Source organism: Sinorhizobium sp. M4_45 (assembly GCF_002885915.1).
Classification (GTDB): domain Bacteria; phylum Pseudomonadota; class Alphaproteobacteria; order Rhizobiales; family Rhizobiaceae; genus Sinorhizobium; species Sinorhizobium meliloti_A.
On sequence record NZ_NWVE01000014.1, the window covers coordinates 1 to 18929 of the forward strand.

General features: G+C 60.5%; 15 protein-coding genes and 6 pseudogenes. 13 read left to right on the plus strand and 8 right to left on the minus strand.

Going from position 1 to position 18929, the window contains the following annotated elements; translation table 11 throughout:
- Positions 1-252, minus strand: a pseudogene (locus CN933_RS32105) (hypothetical protein); the annotation flags it as partial.
- Between the two features lie 46 nt (positions 253-298).
- Between CN933_RS32105 and CN933_RS28390 the strand changes: the two are divergent.
- Complete coding sequence (locus tag CN933_RS28390) at positions 299-868, plus strand: TetR/AcrR family transcriptional regulator (RefSeq protein WP_102763061.1); 570 nt, start codon at positions 299-301, stop codon at positions 866-868.
- 132 nt (positions 869-1000) lie between these two features.
- Here CN933_RS28390 and CN933_RS28395 read toward each other — a convergent pair whose 3' ends face one another.
- On the minus strand, positions 1001-1585 hold the full coding sequence (locus CN933_RS28395) for a helix-turn-helix domain-containing protein (protein ID WP_102763062.1): 585 nt from the start codon (positions 1583-1585) through the stop codon (positions 1001-1003).
- Positions 1586-1745: 160 nt separating this feature from the next.
- Here CN933_RS28395 and CN933_RS28400 point away from each other — a divergent pair, with 160 nt between their 5' ends.
- The 4 genes and pseudogenes from CN933_RS28400 to CN933_RS32110 all read left to right on the plus strand — a co-directional run.
- A complete protein-coding gene (locus CN933_RS28400) occupies positions 1746-2231 on the plus strand; it encodes a fasciclin domain-containing protein (protein ID WP_102763063.1) in 486 nt (161 codons plus the stop codon).
- Positions 2232-2260: 29 nt separating this feature from the next.
- Entirely contained in the window at positions 2261-2485 is a 225-nt protein-coding gene (locus CN933_RS28405; RefSeq protein WP_102763064.1) for a DUF378 domain-containing protein, read from the plus strand.
- 58 nt (positions 2486-2543) lie between these two features.
- Positions 2544-3032 (plus strand): TspO/MBR family protein, encoded by a 489-nt coding sequence (locus tag CN933_RS28410; protein WP_102763168.1) that lies wholly within the window; start codon positions 2544-2546, stop codon positions 3030-3032.
- Positions 3029-3391 (plus strand): annotated as a pseudogene (locus tag CN933_RS32110) (hypothetical protein); the annotation flags it as partial. The gene CN933_RS28410 and the pseudogene CN933_RS32110, both read left to right, overlap by 4 nt.
- Here CN933_RS32110 and CN933_RS28420 read toward each other — a convergent pair.
- The 3 genes and pseudogenes from CN933_RS28420 to CN933_RS28430 form a co-directional block, all read right to left on the minus strand.
- Positions 3388-3729, minus strand: a pseudogene (locus CN933_RS28420) (Spy/CpxP family protein refolding chaperone); the annotation flags it as partial. The pseudogenes CN933_RS32110 and CN933_RS28420 overlap by 4 nt on opposite strands.
- 92 nt (positions 3730-3821) lie before the next feature.
- Positions 3822-6197, minus strand: coding sequence for a phosphoketolase family protein (locus CN933_RS28425; protein ID WP_102763065.1), 2376 nt, complete (start codon positions 6195-6197; stop codon positions 3822-3824).
- Positions 6198-6410: 213 nt separating this feature from the next.
- Positions 6411-7067: a CBS domain-containing protein gene (locus tag CN933_RS28430; protein WP_102763066.1), complete on the minus strand. Its 657-nt coding sequence runs from the start codon at positions 7065-7067 to the stop codon at positions 6411-6413.
- A 101-nt stretch (positions 7068-7168) separates the two neighbouring features.
- On the opposite strand from CN933_RS28430, the pseudogene CN933_RS28435 reads away from it, so the two are divergent.
- The 8 genes and pseudogenes from CN933_RS28435 (at position 7169) to CN933_RS32475 (ending at position 14785) form a co-directional block, all read left to right on the plus strand.
- A pseudogene (locus CN933_RS28435) lies at positions 7169-8868 on the plus strand (copper-transporting P-type ATPase).
- Complete coding sequence (locus tag CN933_RS28440; RefSeq protein WP_102763067.1) at positions 8865-9068, plus strand: DUF2933 domain-containing protein; 204 nt, start codon at positions 8865-8867, stop codon at positions 9066-9068. The pseudogene CN933_RS28435 and the gene CN933_RS28440 overlap by 4 nt, the downstream one beginning before the upstream one ends.
- Complete coding sequence (locus tag CN933_RS28445) at positions 9065-9565, plus strand: SRPBCC family protein (RefSeq protein WP_102763068.1); 501 nt, start codon at positions 9065-9067, stop codon at positions 9563-9565. Before CN933_RS28440 ends, CN933_RS28445 begins: the two co-directional genes overlap by 4 nt.
- A gap of 415 nt (positions 9566-9980) precedes the next feature.
- Positions 9981-10511, plus strand: coding sequence for an Hsp20/alpha crystallin family protein (locus CN933_RS28455; RefSeq protein ID WP_102763069.1), 531 nt, complete (start codon positions 9981-9983; stop codon positions 10509-10511).
- Positions 10512-10760: 249 nt separating this feature from the next.
- A complete protein-coding gene (locus tag CN933_RS28460) occupies positions 10761-11480 on the plus strand; it encodes an ABC transporter ATP-binding protein (RefSeq protein ID WP_180980837.1) in 720 nt (239 codons plus the stop codon).
- Between the two features lie 5 nt (positions 11481-11485).
- A complete protein-coding gene (locus tag CN933_RS28465) occupies positions 11486-12904 on the plus strand; it encodes an ABC transporter permease (RefSeq protein WP_245425201.1) in 1419 nt (472 codons plus the stop codon).
- A 311-nt stretch (positions 12905-13215) separates the two neighbouring features.
- Positions 13216-13581, plus strand: a complete 366-nt coding sequence (locus CN933_RS32115) for an ABC transporter permease (protein ID WP_245425203.1) — start codon at positions 13216-13218, stop codon at positions 13579-13581.
- A 3-nt stretch (positions 13582-13584) separates the two neighbouring features.
- A pseudogene (locus CN933_RS32475) lies at positions 13585-14785 on the plus strand (efflux RND transporter periplasmic adaptor subunit).
- 120 nt (positions 14786-14905) lie between these two features.
- Here CN933_RS32475 and CN933_RS28475 read toward each other — a convergent pair.
- The 3 genes and pseudogenes from CN933_RS28475 to CN933_RS28485 form a co-directional block, all read right to left on the minus strand.
- Positions 14906-15589: pseudogene (locus tag CN933_RS28475) on the minus strand (site-2 protease family protein); the annotation flags it as partial.
- A 53-nt stretch (positions 15590-15642) separates the two neighbouring features.
- Positions 15643-16974, minus strand: coding sequence for a trypsin-like peptidase domain-containing protein (locus tag CN933_RS28480; protein ID WP_102763070.1), 1332 nt, complete (start codon positions 16972-16974; stop codon positions 15643-15645).
- Between the two features lie 192 nt (positions 16975-17166).
- Complete coding sequence (locus tag CN933_RS28485) at positions 17167-18762, minus strand: MBL fold metallo-hydrolase (protein ID WP_102763071.1); 1596 nt, start codon at positions 18760-18762, stop codon at positions 17167-17169.
- Positions 18763-18929: the final 167 nt, after the last annotated feature.

Below are 18929 nucleotides of genomic sequence, written 5' to 3' on the forward strand. Positions count from 1 at the left end.
GGCGAAATCAATCACCCATGAAGACAACCAGGCACCCGAGGGCCACCGCCGCCAAACTGTCCGCGACTTAGTGAAACAAGTGTCCGCGACTAAGCGGAATCCCTGTCCGGCTTTTGCGAAATGCGCAAACAGGCGGTAGTCATGTTCTCCCAGGTCCATTTCATCGTACTTGTAGAGCCACTCCAGTGAGCCGTCACCTGAGACGATCCTCCCGTCGAGACTTGCCGCTATATACCCCAGAATTCTGGACATGATTGATATCCTTGAAATATAACCGAATTTACGTTTATATTGCAGAATGCCAAGACACAAGATTATTTCGGATCAGCAGGTGCTCGATGCGCTGTTCGATCTCATCCTGAAGACTGGGCCAGACGGCTTGACGTTCGCGCTGGCCGCAAAAGCATGCGGCCTCTCTCCGGCGACGCTCGTTCAGCGTTACGGCAATCGCCTTAGCCTGGTTGAGGCCGTCCTGCTTCGCGCTTGGGATCGCCTTCAGACAGAAACGGAAACAGCAGATGTCGAGGAAGCGTTGACGCCGCACGGGGCTATAAACCTTCTCATCCGCCTGATGCCGCCCGAAAATGCGGAGCTGAGCGCGACCGATGGTCTGCTCCTGCTGAGGGAAGACATCCGCAACCCGAAACTTCGTGCCCGGGGCGCGCAATGGGGCCATACCCTTGCCAGAGCATTAGGCCGTCGGCTTTCCAACGATCGGCATCACGTGGAGCGGCTTGGCTGGCAGATGGCGGCAGTCTGGCAGGGTGCCCATACATGGTGGGCATTTACCCGGATGGACAAGCCAGAAGAGGCCATCAGGCGCATGCTGGAGGAATGGTTGGCTTTGACACATTCTGATTGTCGATGACCGGTTTGGGTGAACGGCCGACGGATGATGGCCAGTCCGCGCCCTCACCTCGGTCGTTGACCACGCCGCCTCCAAAGCCGACTTCCTCCATCGACGCTGGCAAGGGATGAATTTAGGAGTGCTCCAAGTCGGCTATGAAGAAGTAACAACAATAGCGGTTGAAATTTCCCCGCCTTCACGGCGGTAACTATGCGGAACGCTAGAGTCGAAATACACAGCGTCCCCGGTATCCAGCGCTGCCTCCTTGCCATCCACATTGACTATAAGCCGACCGCTGAGCACGTAGATGAACTCGGCGCTGCCATGTTGATGCGGCTCTGACGGCGGCGCATCGACCGGAAACTCGGCGTAGAACGACTCCATGCGGCGGTCGGAAGCGGGATAGTCCAGGCTTTCGAATAGAAAGGCGGGGGTCTTTTCGCCCGGCGGGCTTGGAAGTTTGAGACGCTGCCGCTTTCGGACGACCGCGATGAGCGGCTCCTCCTTGTCGGCATTGAAAAAGTGGTCGAGGCCGACGCCGAAAACCATAGCAATCCGAAGCAGCGTGGGCAGCGTTGGAAACATCTGCCCGCGCTCGATCTTCGAGAGCATCGCAGGCGAGAGCCCCGTGTGCCCGGCCAACTGCACCAGCCCCAGCTTCTTCCTCAGACGCAGTGCCTTGATACGAGGGCCGATCGCGTAGCGCTGGAGCTCATTGGACAGCGTGTCAGAGAGCACGTCTCAAACTCCTTTTCATGTCGTGAAACTACCACAACGAGAATTATCTTCACAAGAGAATTGGCGTTCTTCTCACGAAAATTTGAGTAGAAAGCAAAACCGTTTGCTCCACATGAAAAGGTGCGGTGCATTTCGCACCCCTGATCGAGAGGAGATTGCCATGAAGTTGAGAAGCCTTTTGTTCGCGGCAGCGATCACGCTCGGAAGCGGCGTCAGCGCGTTCGCCGCGGAGAAGGACGTCGTCGACACGGCCATTGCGGCGGGTCAATTCGAGACGCTGGCCGCAGCACTCGAGGCGGCAGGTCTGGTCGCCACTCTCAAAGGGACTGGTCCGTTCACGGTCTTTGCTCCCACCGATGAAGCTTTCGCCAAGTTGCCGGCCGGTACCGTCGAAAGCCTGCTGAAGCCGGAGAACAAGCAAAAGCTTACTGCCATCCTCACCTACCATGTGGTCGCGGGGAAGGTGATGGCCGCGGACGTGGCCGGTCTCGACCAAGCGAAGTCGGTAAATGGCAAAATGATCGACATCGAAGTCGAGGGCTCCACCGTAAAGGTCAACGACGCCGCCGTCACTGCTGCCGACATTGCTGCCTCGAACGGGGTCATCCACGTCATCGACGAGGTGATCATGCCGCCGGAGGGCTGACCTTTCATCCCTCGACCTGGAGAAGAACCATGAAGTTAATCAACGTTTTCACTCTCATCCTCCTAATCGTAGGTGGCCTGAACTGGGGGCTGGTCGGATTATTCAGCTTCGACCTCGTGGCCGCGATCTTTGGGGCTGGCTCGGGGCTCGCCCGGATCGTTTACATTCTGGTGGGGCTGTCGGCCGCCTGGCAGATCATCCCTCTCTTTTCTACGATGGGCTCCGGCAATTTCGCTGCCGGGCAGAACCGATAGGACTTGGGAGGGACCCGCTTTCCTCGTCGGCGGCTCCCTTCATCTTTTGCCGATGGACATGTCCTCCCTCCTTCTGCTGGCCGTCTTCGAGGTTGCGAGCTTTGCCGCGGCGGCTCCCGGCGTGATCTTCAGGCCGGGCGCCTGGTACCAGCAGCTCGACAAGCCAAGATGGCGCCCGCCCGATTGGCTGTTCGCTCCGGTCTGGACCGTTCTCTATGCATCGATCGGACTGTCGGGCTGGCTCGTACTGATTGAGGCAGGCATTGCCGGCGCAGCACTGCCTCTAGGTGTCTATGCAGTGCAACTTCTGCTCAATGCTGCGTGGACGCCGATCTTTTTTGGACTTCACCGACCCGGGCTGGCCGTGGTGGCGATCATCTTGCTTTGGGCCGCGATCCTCGCGACAATTATAGTGTTTTACCCCGTGAATGCGGTGGCTGCCTTGCTGCTTGCTCCTTACCTCGCCTGGGTGAGTTTTGCGGCGGCACTTAACATGTCGATCTGGCGGCGCAACCGCTCGAAGCCAATATTGCTGGGCGCCCGATGAGAACCCGATGGATCCTCGTGAATGATCGGATGCAGCAAGGCTACCGGTACGCTCTCGTTGCGCCCGTTGGCCGTGACTTTCATCCCGATTTCCAACCAGACTTGACACCCGCCGAGATGCTTGGGCTCGGCGTGTTCGGTGGCAAGTACATGACCGACTGCCGTGACGAATTCCCCAACAGCTGGTTTGCAGAGGCCCGGCTGTCGCCGCTTCGCAAAGATCCATCACTCAACTGGTTCGGTGTCGACGCCAGCCAACCGCTGAGCGTCTGGCGAGCCAAGGGATGGATACATTCCGACGATCCGCTTGGCTGGTTCCAGTGGTACTGTCGGTATCACCAAGAGCGTCTTCAGGACGGCTCCTGTTCAGGCGTTATCCTGAGTTCGGCCTTCAGGAACGCGATGCGCCCCTCAATGTATTCGGGCGCGATCATCAGAGCCATCGCACCCATGCCGGTCTGCCCCGTTTGGCCTTGCCCGGCAGCCATCATGCCACCGGCCATCATCTGCATCATGTCACGGCATGTCAGGCCGCCTGGCATCGGGGCGACCGCATTCGCGGCGGGAGCGGCCGGCTCCACAGCTTCCGCGCCGGGCTGCCCGCCTGTGGCCTCAGGATGGTGTGCGTCTTCTGCAAAGCCCGGCGTTGCAAGCGTAAGGATCGTACTCGCCAGCAGGATTGTCCGCAGTGTCGCCATTTCGCTTCTCCTAGCTCCGGTGAACGATTACCTTTCAAGGTACGACGGCTGGGACGATCTACATTGACGCGATCAAGTTCACCAAGCATCCATCACTGTGCGTCAACGGCGGATGCCAACCATCGCCAGTTCCGTATCTCCGGCAAGTCCTCGCCATTCTCGCGGATGTAGGCATCATGCTCCGCCAGCTTGCTTTCGACGAAGCGCGCGAATTCTTCCTTCGTCGCGGCGAGAGAGGGAACACGTTCGACCACCGCCTCGGCAAGATGGAAACGGTCAAGCTTGTTGAGGACGGCCATGTCGAAGGGCGTTGTGGTCGTGCCTTCCTCTTGGTAGCCATGGACATGGAAGTTGGCATGGTTGGTGCGTCGATAGGTCAGCCGATGAATGAGCGCGGGATAGCCGTGATAGGCGAAGATGACCGGCTTATCCGTCGTGAACATCCGATCGAATGCGTCATCTGCAATTCCGTGAGGATGCTGACTTGGTGCTTGCAGCGCCATGAGGTCAACGACGTTGACGACGCGCAGCCGGAGCAACGGAAACGCTTCGCGGACGATCATCACGGCGGCAAGTGCTTCCATGGTCGGCACGTCGCCGGCGCAGGCGACGATCGCATCGGGATCGCCTTCATCTTTGGAGGCCCACTCCCAGACACCGAGCCCGGCCCGACAGTGCGCAACCGCCGCTTCCATGTCCAACCACTGCAACTGCGGCTGTTTGCCTGCGACGATCACGTTGATGTAGTCACGGCTCCGCACGCAATGATCGACGACCGAGAGAAGCGTATTCGCATCCGGCGGAAGGTAGACGCGGACAATGTCGGCCTTTTTGTTGGCCACGTGGTCGATGAAGCCTGGATCCTGATGCGAGAAGCCGTTGTGGTCCTGACGCCACACATGGGAGGTCAGTAGGTAGGTGAGAGACGCGATGGGTTTGCGCCAAGGAATCTCCCGGCAGACTTTCAACCATTTTGCATGTTGGTTGAACATAGAATCGACGATGTGGATGAAGGCCTCATAGCAAGAGAAGAATCCATGCCGCCCTGTCAGCAGGTAACCCTCGAGCCAACCCTGGCAGAGTTGCTCGCTGAGCACTTCCATGACCCGGCCGTCGGGGGATAGCTGCATGTCGCCAGCGAAAATCTCGCCGGTGAAGACGCGGTCTGTTTCTTCGAAGACGGGTGACAGCCGGTTTGATTCTGTCTCATCGGGTCCGAAGATCCGGAAGTTGCGCTCTTGCGCATTCAGTTTCATGACATCGCGTAGAAGCAGACCCGCGATGCGCGTCGATTCTACCGTCACGGTTCCCGGAGTACCGATCTCCACAGCGTATCGACGGAAATCCGGCAGGTTGAGGTCTTTCAGGAGAAGTCCGCCGTTAGCATGCGGATTTGCTCCCATGCGGCGTTCGCCCTTCGGCGAAAGCTCGCTAAGCTCAGGACGAAGGCTGCCACTCTCGTCGAACAGCTCCCAAGGGCGATAACTCTTGAGCCACTTTTCGAGAATTTCGAGGTGTTCCGGCACTTCCGCAAGCTTTGCAAGCGGCACTTGGTGCGAGCGCCAGGTACCCTCTGTCTTCTTGCCGTCGACCTCGCGCGGTCCCGTCCAGCCTTTTGGTGAGCGGAAGATGATCATCGGCCAGGCAGGGCGGCCGGAAAATCCTTTACTGCGCGCGTGCCGCTGGATCTCGGCAATCCTGCCGTGGGCCGTGTCGAGCGCCGACGCCATAAGCTGGTGCATTTTTCGCGGATCCGCGCCCTCGACGAATAGCGGTTCGTAGCCGTAGCCCCTGAACAACGCCTCCAGCTCGTTGTGGCTGATGCGGGCAAGCACGGTCGGATTGGCGATCTTGTAGCCGTTGAGATGCAGGATCGGCAGGACCGCTCCGTCTCGTGCCGGATTGAGAAACTTGTTGGAGTGCCAGCTCGTCGCGAGTGCTCCCGTCTCGGCCTCTCCGTCTCCCACGACGCAGGCCGCGATCAGGTCAGGGTTGTCAAAGACTGCGCCATACGCATGCATCAGGCAATAGCCAAGCTCGCCGCCTTCGTTTATCGAACCCGGCACCTCTGCCGCGACGTGGCTCGGTATTCCGCCGGGATAGGAGAACTGTGTGAAGAGTCTCTTGATCCCGGCCTCATTCTGGCTGACTGCCGGGTAGAGTTCTGAATAAGTTCCTTCTAGATACGTATTCGCGACAAGACCGGGGCCGCCGTGACCCGGACCTGTGACATAGATCATGTTTAGGTCATGTGCCTGGATGAGCCGGTTCAGGTGGACATAGAGAAAATTCAATCCCGGCGTGGTGCCCCAGTGGCCGAGCAGGCGCGGCTTTACATGTTCCAGCGTGAGCCTTTGCTTCAGGAGCGGATTGTCGCGGAGATAGATTTGCCCCACGGAAAGGTAGTTGGCGGCTCGCCAATAGGCATCCATCCGCGCCAAAAGTTCGGGCGACAGCGTATCGGTCATCGGGAGGACCCTTTCATTGAGAAGATAGTTGACTATTCTGCGACGATGGCTTGTCCGTCGACGCAATGACGCGAACCTCTGCGCCGGCTTCCGCGGCTGAATTTCGAGGTCAGCCAAGGGAGTGCGCGCGGAGACTTTGCAACCGCAGACTTGCTGATCATCCGGAAACCGCCGCAGGTGAAACGAGAACATTTGGTTCCCCCATCAGCAGGCTCAGTTCGCAACAACACGCAGTCTGTTCCTGACGCCCGCGGCGCCGCTGATCGTCTCCGCGGCGACGCGAGCCGCCTCCCGCAGAGCCTCGCTTTCGACCTGGCCTGACAGGCTGACAGTTCCATTCTCAATAGTCACTTCGATGCCCCCTTTCTCGAGCCCGAGATCGGAACAAAGCCGCGCCAATATGGCTCGCCGCAATGCCTCGTCACCTTTGGCAACGATATCAGGCACAGAGGCAGCAATTGCGCAAAGGATGTCGCTGCGGCTGATGATGCCTACCATCTCTTCCGCTCGCATGACCGGAATGCGCTTGATACCTTTGGCAGCCATAAGTTCGGCGACGCGGCCAACGGGCATGTCTTCATCAACCGTGACAACAGGCTGCGCCATCACGTCGCCGACGCGCCAGCTATGCCCCTTGATGAATGCCTCCGATTTCGTTCGGACGCCTGCGATGTCGCGCCACGACACCGATCTGAGCTCCGCACGCCGCAACAAGTCGCCCTCCGATAACATGCCGACGAGCCTGCCGCGGTCGTCGCATACAGGCAGGCCGCTTATTTGGTTCTCAAGCATCGTGCGCGCGGCATGACGCACACTGTGATCGGGGCTTATCGACAGCACCTTTTTCTTCATAATGTCTCTGGCAAGCATCCTGCAGCCCTCCGATTAGAGCCCGCAGCATACGCCGCACCGTCAAGCAGGAGATTGATGTTAATCAAAGAATCGACTGCTGAAATGCATAAGATGCCGGGATGGGAACTGATCCGAGCCATCACCATAGTCGAACAAATGTGCACGCCCCGCCCGCTCAAGCGGAGGGTTCGCGAGTGACGATGACGAAAGGCGCGGTCTACACCTGCCCGATGCATCCCCAGGTGCGGCAGAACGGCCCGGGCAACTGCCCGATCTGCGGTATGGCCCTCGAACCCGAAATCATAACAGCCGAAAGCGGTCGCAGTCCGGAGCTCGTCGAAATGCGGCGGAGGTTCTGGATCGGGCTCGTCCTGACGCTGCCTGTGCTGGCGCTCGAAATGGGCGGTCACCTCACCAACCTGCATATGCGACTCGACCCCCAGACATCGAACTGGCTGCAGCTCGTCTTCGCGACCCCCGTTGTTCTGTGGGCCGGCGCGCCGTTCTTCGAACGGGCTTGGCGGTCGATCATCACCAGACATCTCAACATGTTCACCCTAATCGCGATGGGCACCGGTGTGGCCTGGATTTACAGCGTGGTGGCGACCGTTGCGCCCGGACTGTTCCCGGCCACGTTCCGATCCGCCGACGGAGCGGTCCCAATCTATTTCGAGGCCGCAGCGGTCATCGCCGTGCTCGTCCTGCTCGGGCAGGTTCTGGAACTGCGTGCTCGCGAGCAGACGGGCGGAGCGATCCGCGCGCTTTTGGATCTCGCCCCGAAGACGGCCCGCCGTATCCGCAATGACGAAACCGACGAAGACGTGCCGCTCGAAGCCGTTGCCGTCGGCGATCGGCTGCGCGTGCGGCCGGGCGAAAAGGTCCCGGTCGACGGGACGCTCGTTGAAGGCCGAAGCTCGGTGGATGAGTCGATGATTACCGGAGAGTCGATGCCCGTCACCAAGGAGGTCGGAGCGAAGCTGATCGGCGGTACGATGAACAAGACGGGCGGCTTCGTCATGGAGGCCGGGAAGGTCGGCCGTGACACCATGCTGTCGCAGATCGTACGGATGGTAGCGGAAGCCCAGCGCTCGCGCGCGCCGATCCAGCGGCTGGCCGATGAGGTCTCGGGCTGGTTCGTGCCCGCTGTCATCCTCATCGCCATCGTCGCTTTCGCCACTTGGATGTGGATCGGTCCGGAACCGCGGTTCACCCACGGCCTTGTGGCCGCGGTCGCCGTGCTGATCATCGCCTGCCCGTGCGCGCTCGGCCTCGCCACGCCAATGTCGATCATGGTCGGCGTCGGACAGGGAAGGACGGTGCTCGCGTGGTAATGCTTACTGGTGACAACAGGACCACGGCCAATGCGGTTGCTCGCAAGCTCGGCATCACCGAGGTCGAGGCGGAAATCCTGCCGGAGCACAAGAGCGAAATCGTCCGACGTCTGAGAAACGAGGGTCGCATCGTCGCCATGGCAGGAGACGGCGTGAACGATGCCCCGGCCCTCGCCGCCGCCGACGTTGGCATCGCCATGGGAACCGGGACGGATGTGGCAATCGAGAGCGCCGGCGTCACCCTTCTCAAGGGCGACCTTCAAGGCATCGTGCGGGCACGGCAGCTCAGTCACGCCACGATGAGGAACATCCGGCAGAACCTTTTCTTCGCCTTCATCTACAACGCCGCTGGCGTCCCTGTTGCGGCAGGCGTGCTCTACCCCGCATTCGGACTCTTGCTGTCGCCGATCATCGCTGCGGCGGCCATGGCGCTCTCGTCCGTCAGCGTGATCGGCAATTCGCTCAGATTGAGGAGTACACGGATATGATTTGGGCTCGCAAATGGACGCTCTTCGCCGCCTCGCTCGCGGTGATCTTTGCGTTCTTCATTCTCCGTGAGCACTGGCAGCATGCACTTGGGCTCGCTCCGTACCTACTGCTGCTCGCCTGTCCGTTGATGCACCTCTTCCATGGTCATGGCGGTCATCGCCACAGGGATCACCGTATTAAAACCGACAATATCGCATGACCTACCCTTACATGGCACAAGCCATTGCCGATATCGCGACCTCCGCAGAGGTGCTTTTTGACTATCTGGATGACCCGGCGAGCCTCGGCTCGCACATGCAGAAGCCTTCGATGATGATGCTCGGCGGGCGGATGTCGTACGAATTCGACGAAGCCAAAGGCCGCACCGTCGGTTCGGTTATCAAGATGCGTGGCAACATACTTGGTCTGGTGCTTTCCGCCGAAGAAGTGATCATCGAGCGGCAGCCACCTCGACGCAACGTATGGGAGACGCGAGGCCGCCCGAACCTCCTTGTCGTTGGTGCTTACCGGATGGGGTTCGAGATCAGCGCCCCGGGCCGGGCCTCGCGGCTGTGCGGTTTCATCGACTACAATTATCCGGCGACGATCGCGGCAAAGTTTCTCGGTCCGATGTTTGAACCGGTCTACGCACGCTGGTGCGTGAACCGGATGGCCAACGATGCCACGAACGCGTTCGAAGGCAGCGTGAGGCCATAGATCGACGGCGGATGCCAGAACATGCCTGCTACAATCACGGCTCAGTCTGGTTGGACTGCGCGGTAGTCAGCAGAGCGTCGATTCGGATTGGCGGCACCCGGCGGTTCACGTTTTAAGGAACTAGTCCGGCAAATCACCGGGCCGTATGGGCGCCCGGCCGCCGCATTCGAGTGCTGTGCTGATTGGGAAGAGTGAGGCGGGGCCGAACACGGTAGTTGTGGCTTCTACAGACCACCCGGTCTTTGACGCCGATCAATGAGGCTGCCGCAGCACGGCTTTTTAATGATCTCATCTGGCGTCAGCTACCGGCGGAGAAGCGCCGATAGAAATCGGCCAGACTGGCTTGCGGCCGCGCCCTTAAGCAACCCGCGGCGAGACTGGCCTGGAACCACCGCTTTGAAGGAGGACACCAGCTATGGCTGAACCTGCAACCAAACTGCCCATCAAGTCGGAAGAAAAAAAAGGCGTCGAACGTCGTGCGGAGTCCTGGCTCCCCTTTGAGAGCCTCAGATCCGAGATCGACCGGCTATTCGATGACTTCGCTCCAAACCTTTGGCATCGCCCCTTGGCTTCCGCCCTCATGCGTCGGGTGCCACGGCTTTCAGAACTGGACATGGCGCCGGCCGTTGATTTGGCGGAAACAGAAAAGAACTACGAGATCACGTGTGAACTGCCGGGGATGGAAGAACAGGATATAGAGGTAGCCATCTCCAACGGGATCCTGACGATCCGAGGCGAAAAACAGGAGGAGAAAGAGGAGAAGAAGAAGGAGTATGTCATCTCCGAGTGCCGCTACGGCTCGTTCCAGCGCACTTTCCGGATGCCAGATGGAGTCGATGCAGAAAAGATAGCTGCAAATTTCTCGAAGGGCGTTCTGGCGATAACCCTGCCGAAGACCAAGGAAGCACAGCAGAACGAGCGCAAGATCCAGATCAAGGCCGATTGACTGTCGCCCGCCTTTCCCGTCCGCAATAATGCAACACCTTTGCGGACGGGAGGCGTGCAACAGCGATTTGACGCTACTGAGGTGCACACCAAACTGGCGCTGCTGCCTTGCGTTCTCGGCCGCAGCGCGCGAGCCCCCGCCGAACTCCAAACTGATCGGCTAAAGTCACGCCCAAGATCGCGCGGTGCATTTTGGAATTTACCTGAACAACGCGCGTCAACGACACATCGGCATTCCGAGGAGTGTGTAGTGGAGAACGAGGCATCAGCCATTGCTCTTGAAGCACGCGAACTCACCAAGATCTATCGGATGGGCGCGGTGGAAGTTTACGCGCTGCGCGGGGTGGACGCGGACTTTCGTGAGGGCGAACTGATCGTTCTGTTGGGGCCATCGGGGAGCGGTAAATCGACATTGCTCAATATCCTTGGAGGGCTCGATACACCCACTCGGGGGAAGGTCATGTTTCGTGGCCAACCCCTCACGCTGGATAGCGAACGCGCCCTCAACCTCTACCGTCGCAATCACGTCGGCTTCGTTTTCCAGTTCTACAACCTCATTCCGAGCCAGACGGCGCGCGAAAACGTCTCCCTCGTGACGGAGATCGCCAGAAATCCGATGTCGCCGGTTGAAGCGCTTTCGATTGTTGGCCTTGGCGAGAGGCTCGATCACTTCCCGGCGCAACTTTCCGGCGGCGAACAGCAGCGCGTCGCTATTGCCCGCGCGATCGCTAAGCGCCCCGATCTGCTCCTCTGCGACGAGCCAACGGGCGCACTCGACAGCAAGACGGGAATCCTCGTGCTCGAGGCGATCCTCAAGATCAATCGCGAGCTTGGGACCACCACTGCGCTCATCACGCACAATGCCGTCATTGCCGAGATTGCCAATCGCGTCCTCTACTTTGCCGATGGGCGCATCGTCGAAACTCGGCAAAACGCCGTTCAGCGCGCCCCCGGCGAACTCGCCTGGTGAGCATGATGAGCAGTCTCGATCGAAAGCTCGTTCGTGAACTCTGGAGGCTGAAGGCCCAGGTTCTTGCCATCGCGGTGGTGATCGCGTCCGGTACCGCCCTGCTCATCATGGCACTGACGACGATCGAGGCGCTCGAGGAGACAACCGCCGCCTATTACGATCGGACGCGCTTTGCCGATGTGTTTGCCCAGGCAAAGCGTGCGCCAGAACATCTTGGTCGCGACATCGCCGATATCCCGGGAGTGCGCCTCGCCGAAACACGCATCGTCGAAGGCGCCATTCTCGACATGCCCGGTTTTGCCGAGCCGGTCGTTGCCCAATTGCTGTCGCTGCCCGAGCGGGGCCCTGAGCTTCTGAACACATTGGTGATCAGATCCGGACGCTTGACCGACCCGACCCGGCCCAATGAGGTGGTCGTCAGTGAGCCTTTCGCCGAGGCTCACGAATTGAAGCCCGGCGACAGTTTCAGTGCCGTCTTAAGGGGGCGCAAACGCACGCTCCAGGTCGTAGGCACGGCGCTCAGTCCCGAGATCGCCCAGCAGAAGAACATGTCGCGGATCATGCCGACCATCTTTCTGGCGGTCGCCGCCTTTCTGACCAACATGGTAATCGCACGGCTGATCGAAACCGAGCGCCACGAGATTGGCCTTCTGAAGGCCTTCGGTTACAGCAACCTGGCGATCGGCTGGCACTATGCCAAGATGGTCTTTGTCATCGGCACGATCGGCATCCTCATCGGCTCGCTGCTCGGCGCCTGGCTCGGTCACTGGAACACGGAACTCTATACGAAATTCTACCGCTTTCCTTTCCTGCTCTATCGCCCCGGCCCTGCCGGCTTCGTCATTGCCGGCGCGATCAGTCTCGGCGCGGCGCTCGCTGGCAGCCTCGCCGCGGTGCGCCGCGCAGTCCGGCTTCCGCCGGCGGAGGCGATGCTCCCACCTTCCCCACCAATCTATCGGCGTAGCTGGGCTTCTCGAACGGCGCTTGCCCGCGCGCTGGACGAACCGTCGCGCATGATCGTAAGACGCATCGTCCGATGGCCGGTTAGGGCTTTCCTGGCCAGTCTCGGTCTCGCGATGTCGATCGCCGTGCTGATCATGGCGCTGCAGTGGGTCAACGCGATCGACGCGCTGGCCGAGACCGCTTTCGAGCGCGGGCAGCATCAGGACGCGACTGTTGCATTCAACGACCTGCAGCCCATTCACACGGTCGGGGATTTTGAGCGTCTACCCCGGCGTGCTGGCGGCGGAACCTTATCGCCACGCGTCGGCGCGCATCACGCACGGACACCTTGTCGAGAGACAAGGCATAATCGGCGTACTGCCCGGCGCAATCCTCAGTCCCGTGTTCGATGTCGAGCGCGGACGTATGAACGTTCCCCCAGGCGGGCTTCTGCTTTCACGCAAGCTCGCGGAGCTGCTTGAGGTGAGCGCAGGCGACACCGTGGGCGTCGAACTCCTGGAAGGGCGCCAGGCCCGATTGAGCCTTCCCATAGCTCAGGTCTTCGAAACCTATCTCGGCACGCCCGCCTACATGGACATGGGCGCGCTGAACCGGATAGCCGGTGACGGTCGCGTCGTGAGCGGACTGAATATCCTTGTCGATTCTCCGAGCCGCGCGAGCTTATTGGCAAGACTCAAGGACATTCCCAACGTTGCCGCCGTACTCTTCCGGCAGGCCGCGATCGACACCTTCTACAAGACCAATCTTCGTCGGCTTCTTCGTCGCCTTCTCTATGACGCTTTCAGTCGGCGTCACCTACAATTCGATCCGCATCGCGCTTTCCGAGCGGGCGCGCGAACTAGCGACGCTGCGCGTCCTCGGCTTCAGCCGCTCGGAGATTTCCTACATCCTGCTCGGTGAGGTCGGCATTCTGACATGGATCGCCATCCCGCTCGGCGCGACCATCGGTTATGCCCTTGCATGGTACATGACGAGCGCCTTCGAAACAGAGCTCTACCGCGTGCCGCTCGTTCTGCGGGACGCAACCTATGGCAAGGCGGCTCTGATCGCGCTTACGGCGACGCTCGTTTGCGCCGCGCTCGCGCGCCGGCGGCTTGATCGTCTGGACCTGATCGCAGTGCTGAAGACAAGGGAGTAGCATGTGAGTCTCGTAAAGCGCAGGTTGGCGATCTGGGGCAGTCTGCTCGCCCTGTTCGCGGCGGGCATCGCCTATGCATTGCGGCCGCAGCCGATTCAGGTCGATTTGGCCGTCGCCGAGACCAGGTTGCTGCGCGTCACCCTGGACGAGGAGGGGGAAACGCGGGTGCGTGAGGTCTACACGCTTCATGCGCCGTTGCGCGGCCAGTTGCAGCGTATCACAGCCGAGGTGGGCGACGTCGTCAAGGCGGGGGAGACCCAGCTGGCGCAAATCGAACCCGCGCCGCCGGCCTTCCTGGACGTCAGGACCGAGGCGGAGCTGCAGGCCGCCGTCGAGGCGGCGCGCGCGGCCCACAACCTCGCCGCTGCCGAACTCAATAAGGCCAAAGCCGACTTGACCTTTGCAGAGGGAGAGTGCGCCCGCGCCCGGCAATTGATCGAGCGCCGGACAATCTCGCAGCGCACTCTGGAAGACGCCGAGCGTTCCTACAACGTCGCACAAGCCAATCTAGCTACAGCCGAGGCTGCCCTAAAGGTACGGGAACACGAGCTTCACCAAGCCCGGTCAAGGCTCCTGTCGCGGCAGGAGATCCGGAGCCTGCGTGAAGACTGCGAATGCATGCAGATGACCTCCCCGGTGAGCGGCGTCGTGCTGCAGGTCATGCGCTCGCAGCGAAGGCGTGGTCGAAGCTGGAACGCCGCTGCTCGACATCGGTGATCCTGCGGATCTGGAGATCGTCGTCAACTTCCTCTCGGAGGACGCCGTGCGCATAACCCCAGGTCAGCGAGCGATCATCACCGGCTGGGGCGGCGGAGACCTCAACGCCGTCGTTCGTCGAATCGAGCCGTTCGGGCAAACCGAGGTGTCGGCGCTCGGTATCGAGGAGCAGCGGGTCGACGTTATCCTGGACTTTGCCGATCCACCGCAACGTTGGCGTACGCTCGGACATGGTTATCGAGTCGACGTGCAAGTCATCCTGTTCGAGGGTGAAGTCCTCAGGCTGCCGCTTGGCGCCTTGTTTCGACAAGGCGAAGAATGGGCCGTCTTTGTCGCCACGGAGGGACGGGCGCAATTGCGCACTGTCGCCGTCGGTCAGCGGAACAGCCTCGCAGTCGAAATCCGAGAGGGCCTTGTACCCGGAGATCGAGTCATTCTCTACCCGAGCGACCGGATCAGGGACGGGGTCGCTATTGTTGAGCGTTAGACGCCTACTCTCGAACGCCGCAGCATGCCGAAACGGAAGTCATGAACGGCGGCGCGCAGCATCAGCATCTCGCCGATCGTTTCATAGTTCATGATACCGACCGGATGCTGGCTACGGCTGACCACTGCTGCGGCCGGTGCGCCTGTTATCTGATTCAGCAGCCAGATAGACAAAGATCGCGATGAGGATGAGCAGAGGACTATAGAACAAACCCGCCACACCATGGCGAAGGCCGTGCCCTGCCCTATCGTCGCGGCGACGCGCGTGGCGCGTTCCCAGGACCACCGCCACGCCAAGATCGCCCGCAAGACCCGACCGCAATCCATCGGAAAGGCCGGTATCATATTGAACAGAACGCGGACGATGTTGACGCCGGCAAGGCGGACAAAAAAGTCGATTTGCGGATCCTGCGGTCTGACGAGTTGCTTGAGGCCGGCTGCACCGCCGATAACGGCGAGAAGCAGGGCGGCAATGACGACGTTGACCAGAGGTCCCGCGACCGCAATCAGCAGTTCTTCCCTTGGCTCGCTCGGATTTCGCTCGAGCCGGGCGACGCCGCCAATCGGCAGAAGCGTGATGTCGGGTGTCTTGATCCCAAAACGGAGCGCTGCGGCAATGAGCCCAAATTCATGCAGGGCCACGCAAACGAACACGCTGAGGATAAAGGCGACCCCTTCCCAAGCGGCAGGTGCTCCGCCGAGCTGGTAGTGCGATGAACCAGATCCAGACGAGCAGCAAGACAAACGTCATGTGTATGCGGATTTCGGTCCCGGCAATTGTTCCAAGTTTCAGCGACCATCGCATGGCATTCCACTCCTAGCCAAGGCAACTTGCCGGACGTGAACGTCCGAATGCCCCTATTGAACGTCAATGCGGTATGCCGTTCCTGCGCGCAGGATATCGACAGAAGCGCTGCCTTCCACGCTCTCCAGGACGCTTCCAATTTCATCGGCAGAGACTGGCGGTTTGCCGTTGATGGCCGTCAGGTAGTCGCCCGTTCTCAGTCCGATCGAATAGGCGGCGCTACCCGGCGTAACATCGACGAGGACCGCTCCCGCCGGCACGCATGCCGGTGAGCCGCTCGCCGATGGAAACTTGACGATGACTGAGCCCTGGTCCGAGACGTCGGGACGATCGGCCGAATCGGAAAGCGTCACGTCCAGCTTCTGCGACGTTTCTCCCCTGCGAACATCGAGCGTGATCCGGGCGTTGGCCGGAAGCAGGCTGATCGCATTCCTGAACGCCGGCTCCGTCGAGAAGGCGCGGTCGTTCAGGCCGGTGATCACATCTCCAAGGCGTAGGCCTTGCCGTTCCGCCGGCGAGTTGCACGCGAGTTCGTTCACGATAAGCCCTGACGGTTGAGTGGCACTACCGTCTTGCGCATCGACTGCAACCGTCACCGAGAGGCCGAGCCAGCCCCGCTTGTATTCTCCGTGGGATATCAATTCCCGCACGATCTTCGCCGCGATATTCGAGGGAATCGCAAAGCCGATGCCGGGACTCGCTTGATCCGGCGCAGCGATCCCGCGCGCAATGCCGATCAACTTACCAGAAATGTTGACGAGCGCCCCTCCGGAATTCCCTGGGTTGAGGGCCGCGTCGGTCTGGATGTAATCCTGGTATTCATCGGCACCTAGGCCCGCGCGGCCCAAGCCGCTGACGATGCCGAACGTCGCCGTCTGCGCCAAACCGAAAGGGCTGCCGATCGCGGCCACAAACTCGCCAACCTTGAGTTCGGATGAATTTCCCCACTGGAGCGAAACAAGTTCTGAGGCATCGATCTTGATAACCGCGAGGTCTGTCGGTGCATCCTCCCCTACCCTGTCGGCGTTGAAAACCCTTCCATCCGCAAGTGTTACGGAAACATCATCGGCATCGGCGACCAGATGACGGCTGGTGATGATGTAGCCTCCGCCCCGATCGATGATCACTCCAGACCCTGTCGCGGTCGCCCCCGTCTGGACGATGAATACCTCATCGGGAAGACCGAGAACTTTACGTACATTCGGATCCTCGAGCATTTCGCTTCTAAAGATCCCGCTGCTGACGGTGCGGATACTGACGACCGCCGGCTGCACCCGCTCCAGCATTGCGGACACGCCTGCGTCGATGCCGGTCGCTTCGGCGGCCCCTCCGAAGGGGTCGACTAATAGAGCAGCTAAGACCAGCAGCTTCGATATCTTGAGCATCGTCGCACTCCTTGGATTAATGCTGGATTTCAGCCGGATTTGCCCGCCGACGCATTGACGCGCATCAATTCCTGACATTCTCGCCGGCGTGCATCGTAGTCGATGCGGATCAGGAGCATGGCGCACCGGCCGGGCGCCGGCATGACGTCCAACTCGTTTGCTCTCATGCTCGCTGACGGTCGCTTCGGCATCTCATGCTTCGTCCTGCAGAGCACGGCGCAGCCGACGGATCACGACGCCACGGGCCTTATCGTCCGCGGCTTTGGCTAGCTCGTCCTGAAGATCGAGGACGAGCTTCTGGAAATCGTTGTGCCAATCCGTCCTTCCTACCCGTACGGGATCGATGCGCGGCGGGGCGACCGCTTCGGAAATCTGAACTGCACCATGCGAGCCGAGGCGGAATGCGCTGTCCAGTCTCGGCCGGATGAGGTGATCCTGCGGCAGGAACGTGGAGAGACGCTCTCTGATCCCTTCAAGTGCCTCTTCCTCTCCATGCACGAGGAAGACGCCAGCGCTGATCGGCTGCCGGGCCCGCACCCAATTGGCAAGCTCGCTGCTATCGGCATGGCCGCTATAGATGTCCAGCTTCCTGATGCGGGCTCGGACACGGATATCGTCGCCCTGAATGCGCACGACGGTGGCTCCTTCTTCAAGAAGCCGTCCCAGGGTGCCGTTCGCCTGGTAGCCAACCAGCAGCACTGTCGCCTCGTCTCGCCAGAGCCAGTTTTTCAAGCGATGCCGAATGCGCCCGGCCTCACACATTCCGCTCGCAGCGATGACAATATGGAAACCCCTGATGAGATCGACCGCCTTGGATTGCTCCGTCGTTTCGGTAAAGCGAACATTCTTCGACTCGATCCCCCGAACGAGAGCATCGCTGTTCTCGAGCTCGCGGGCATGCCGGCGGAAAATCTCGCTCGCCCGAGTCGCAAGCGGTGAATCGATGATGATCGGGCATTTCGGGACGGCACCCGTCTCCATTAAGTAGACGAGATCCGTGAGCAGTTCCTGCGCGCGTTCCACGGCGAAAGAGGGGATGAGAAGAGCGCCATTTGGATGCGCTGCGGTCAGCACCTCGGATCGCAGAATGTGACGACGGGCGCCATCGTCCGCTTCCTCCCGCTCGACATCGCCATAGGTGCTCTCGCAGATGACGTAGTCCCAGCCGCTCGGTGCTTTCGCATCGAACTGCAGGAGCTTGTGCCGCGGCCCGATGTCGCCGGAAAACAGCAAGCGCAATGGCGACGGCCCGGTACCGATCTCCATCTCGACGGAAGCGGATCCGAGCAGGTGTCCGGCATTCCAGAAACGGAAGCGAATTCCCTCCCCCACTGTCTCCCACGAGCCGAGACGCACCTGCCGAAACAGTGTGATCGCGACAGCGGCATCGCGCGCGGTATAAATCGGCGTCACGGTCTGGCGACCCCGGCGGAGGTTGCGGCGATTGAGCTGGTCGACTTCGCTCTCCTGGATGTGAGCAGAATCCGGCAGCATGACGGAGCAGAGATCGCTCGTCGCAGGTGTCGCGAAAATCGGGCCATCATAGCCAAGTCTGGCAAGCTTCGGCAGTAGGCCGGAATGGTCGATATGCGCGTGCGTCAGGATGACGGCGTCGATCGTCTTCGGGTCGAAGGGGAAGTCGCGGTAATTCAACTCCTTTTCGGTCTTTGACCCCTGGAACATACCGCAATCGACCAGAATCTTCGTGGCACCGAATTCGACGAGTTGGCAGGAGCCCGTAACGGTCCCCGCTGCCCCATGAAAGCGGATGGTCGGTTGAATCTCCATGGTCACGCCCCTGATCTAAAACGACATACCGAAGCATGCACATTTGCGCGGGCGGGCGACTTGATGCGGATCAAAGCGCGTCGGCCCAGTCGCCCTGCATCAAAGCTGTGATGCGCGACTTCTTTCAGGAAGATTTCTCAATTCGAGCAGGGCCCAGGCGCAAGATC

Bases quoted from the DNA above. Each gene is read 5' to 3' on its own strand.
- CN933_RS28390 (WP_102763061.1), top strand. From the start codon at position 299: ATGCCAAGACACAAGATTATTTCGGATCAGCAGGTGCTCGATGCGCTG.
- CN933_RS28400 (WP_102763063.1), top strand. From the start codon at position 1,746: ATGAAGTTGAGAAGCCTTTTGTTCGCGGCAGCGATCACGCTCGGAAGC.
- CN933_RS28405 (WP_102763064.1), top strand. From the start codon at position 2,261: ATGAAGTTAATCAACGTTTTCACTCTCATCCTCCTAATCGTAGGTGGC.
- CN933_RS28410 (WP_102763168.1), top strand. From the start codon at position 2,544: ATGTCCTCCCTCCTTCTGCTGGCCGTCTTCGAGGTTGCGAGCTTTGCC.
- CN933_RS28425 (WP_102763065.1), bottom strand. From the start codon at position 6,197: ATGACCGATACGCTGTCGCCCGAACTTTTGGCGCGGATGGATGCCTAT.
- CN933_RS28430 (WP_102763066.1), bottom strand. From the start codon at position 7,067: ATGCTTGCCAGAGACATTATGAAGAAAAAGGTGCTGTCGATAAGCCCC.
- CN933_RS28440 (WP_102763067.1), top strand. From the start codon at position 8,865: ATGATTTGGGCTCGCAAATGGACGCTCTTCGCCGCCTCGCTCGCGGTG.
- CN933_RS28445 (WP_102763068.1), top strand. From the start codon at position 9,065: ATGACCTACCCTTACATGGCACAAGCCATTGCCGATATCGCGACCTCC.
- CN933_RS28455 (WP_102763069.1), top strand. From the start codon at position 9,981: ATGGCTGAACCTGCAACCAAACTGCCCATCAAGTCGGAAGAAAAAAAA.
- CN933_RS28465 (WP_245425201.1), top strand. From the start codon at position 11,486: ATGAGCAGTCTCGATCGAAAGCTCGTTCGTGAACTCTGGAGGCTGAAG.
- CN933_RS32115 (WP_245425203.1), top strand. From the start codon at position 13,216: ATGACGCTTTCAGTCGGCGTCACCTACAATTCGATCCGCATCGCGCTT.
- CN933_RS28480 (WP_102763070.1), bottom strand. From the start codon at position 16,974: ATGCTCAAGATATCGAAGCTGCTGGTCTTAGCTGCTCTATTAGTCGAC.
- CN933_RS28485 (WP_102763071.1), bottom strand. From the start codon at position 18,762: ATGGAGATTCAACCGACCATCCGCTTTCATGGGGCAGCGGGGACCGTT.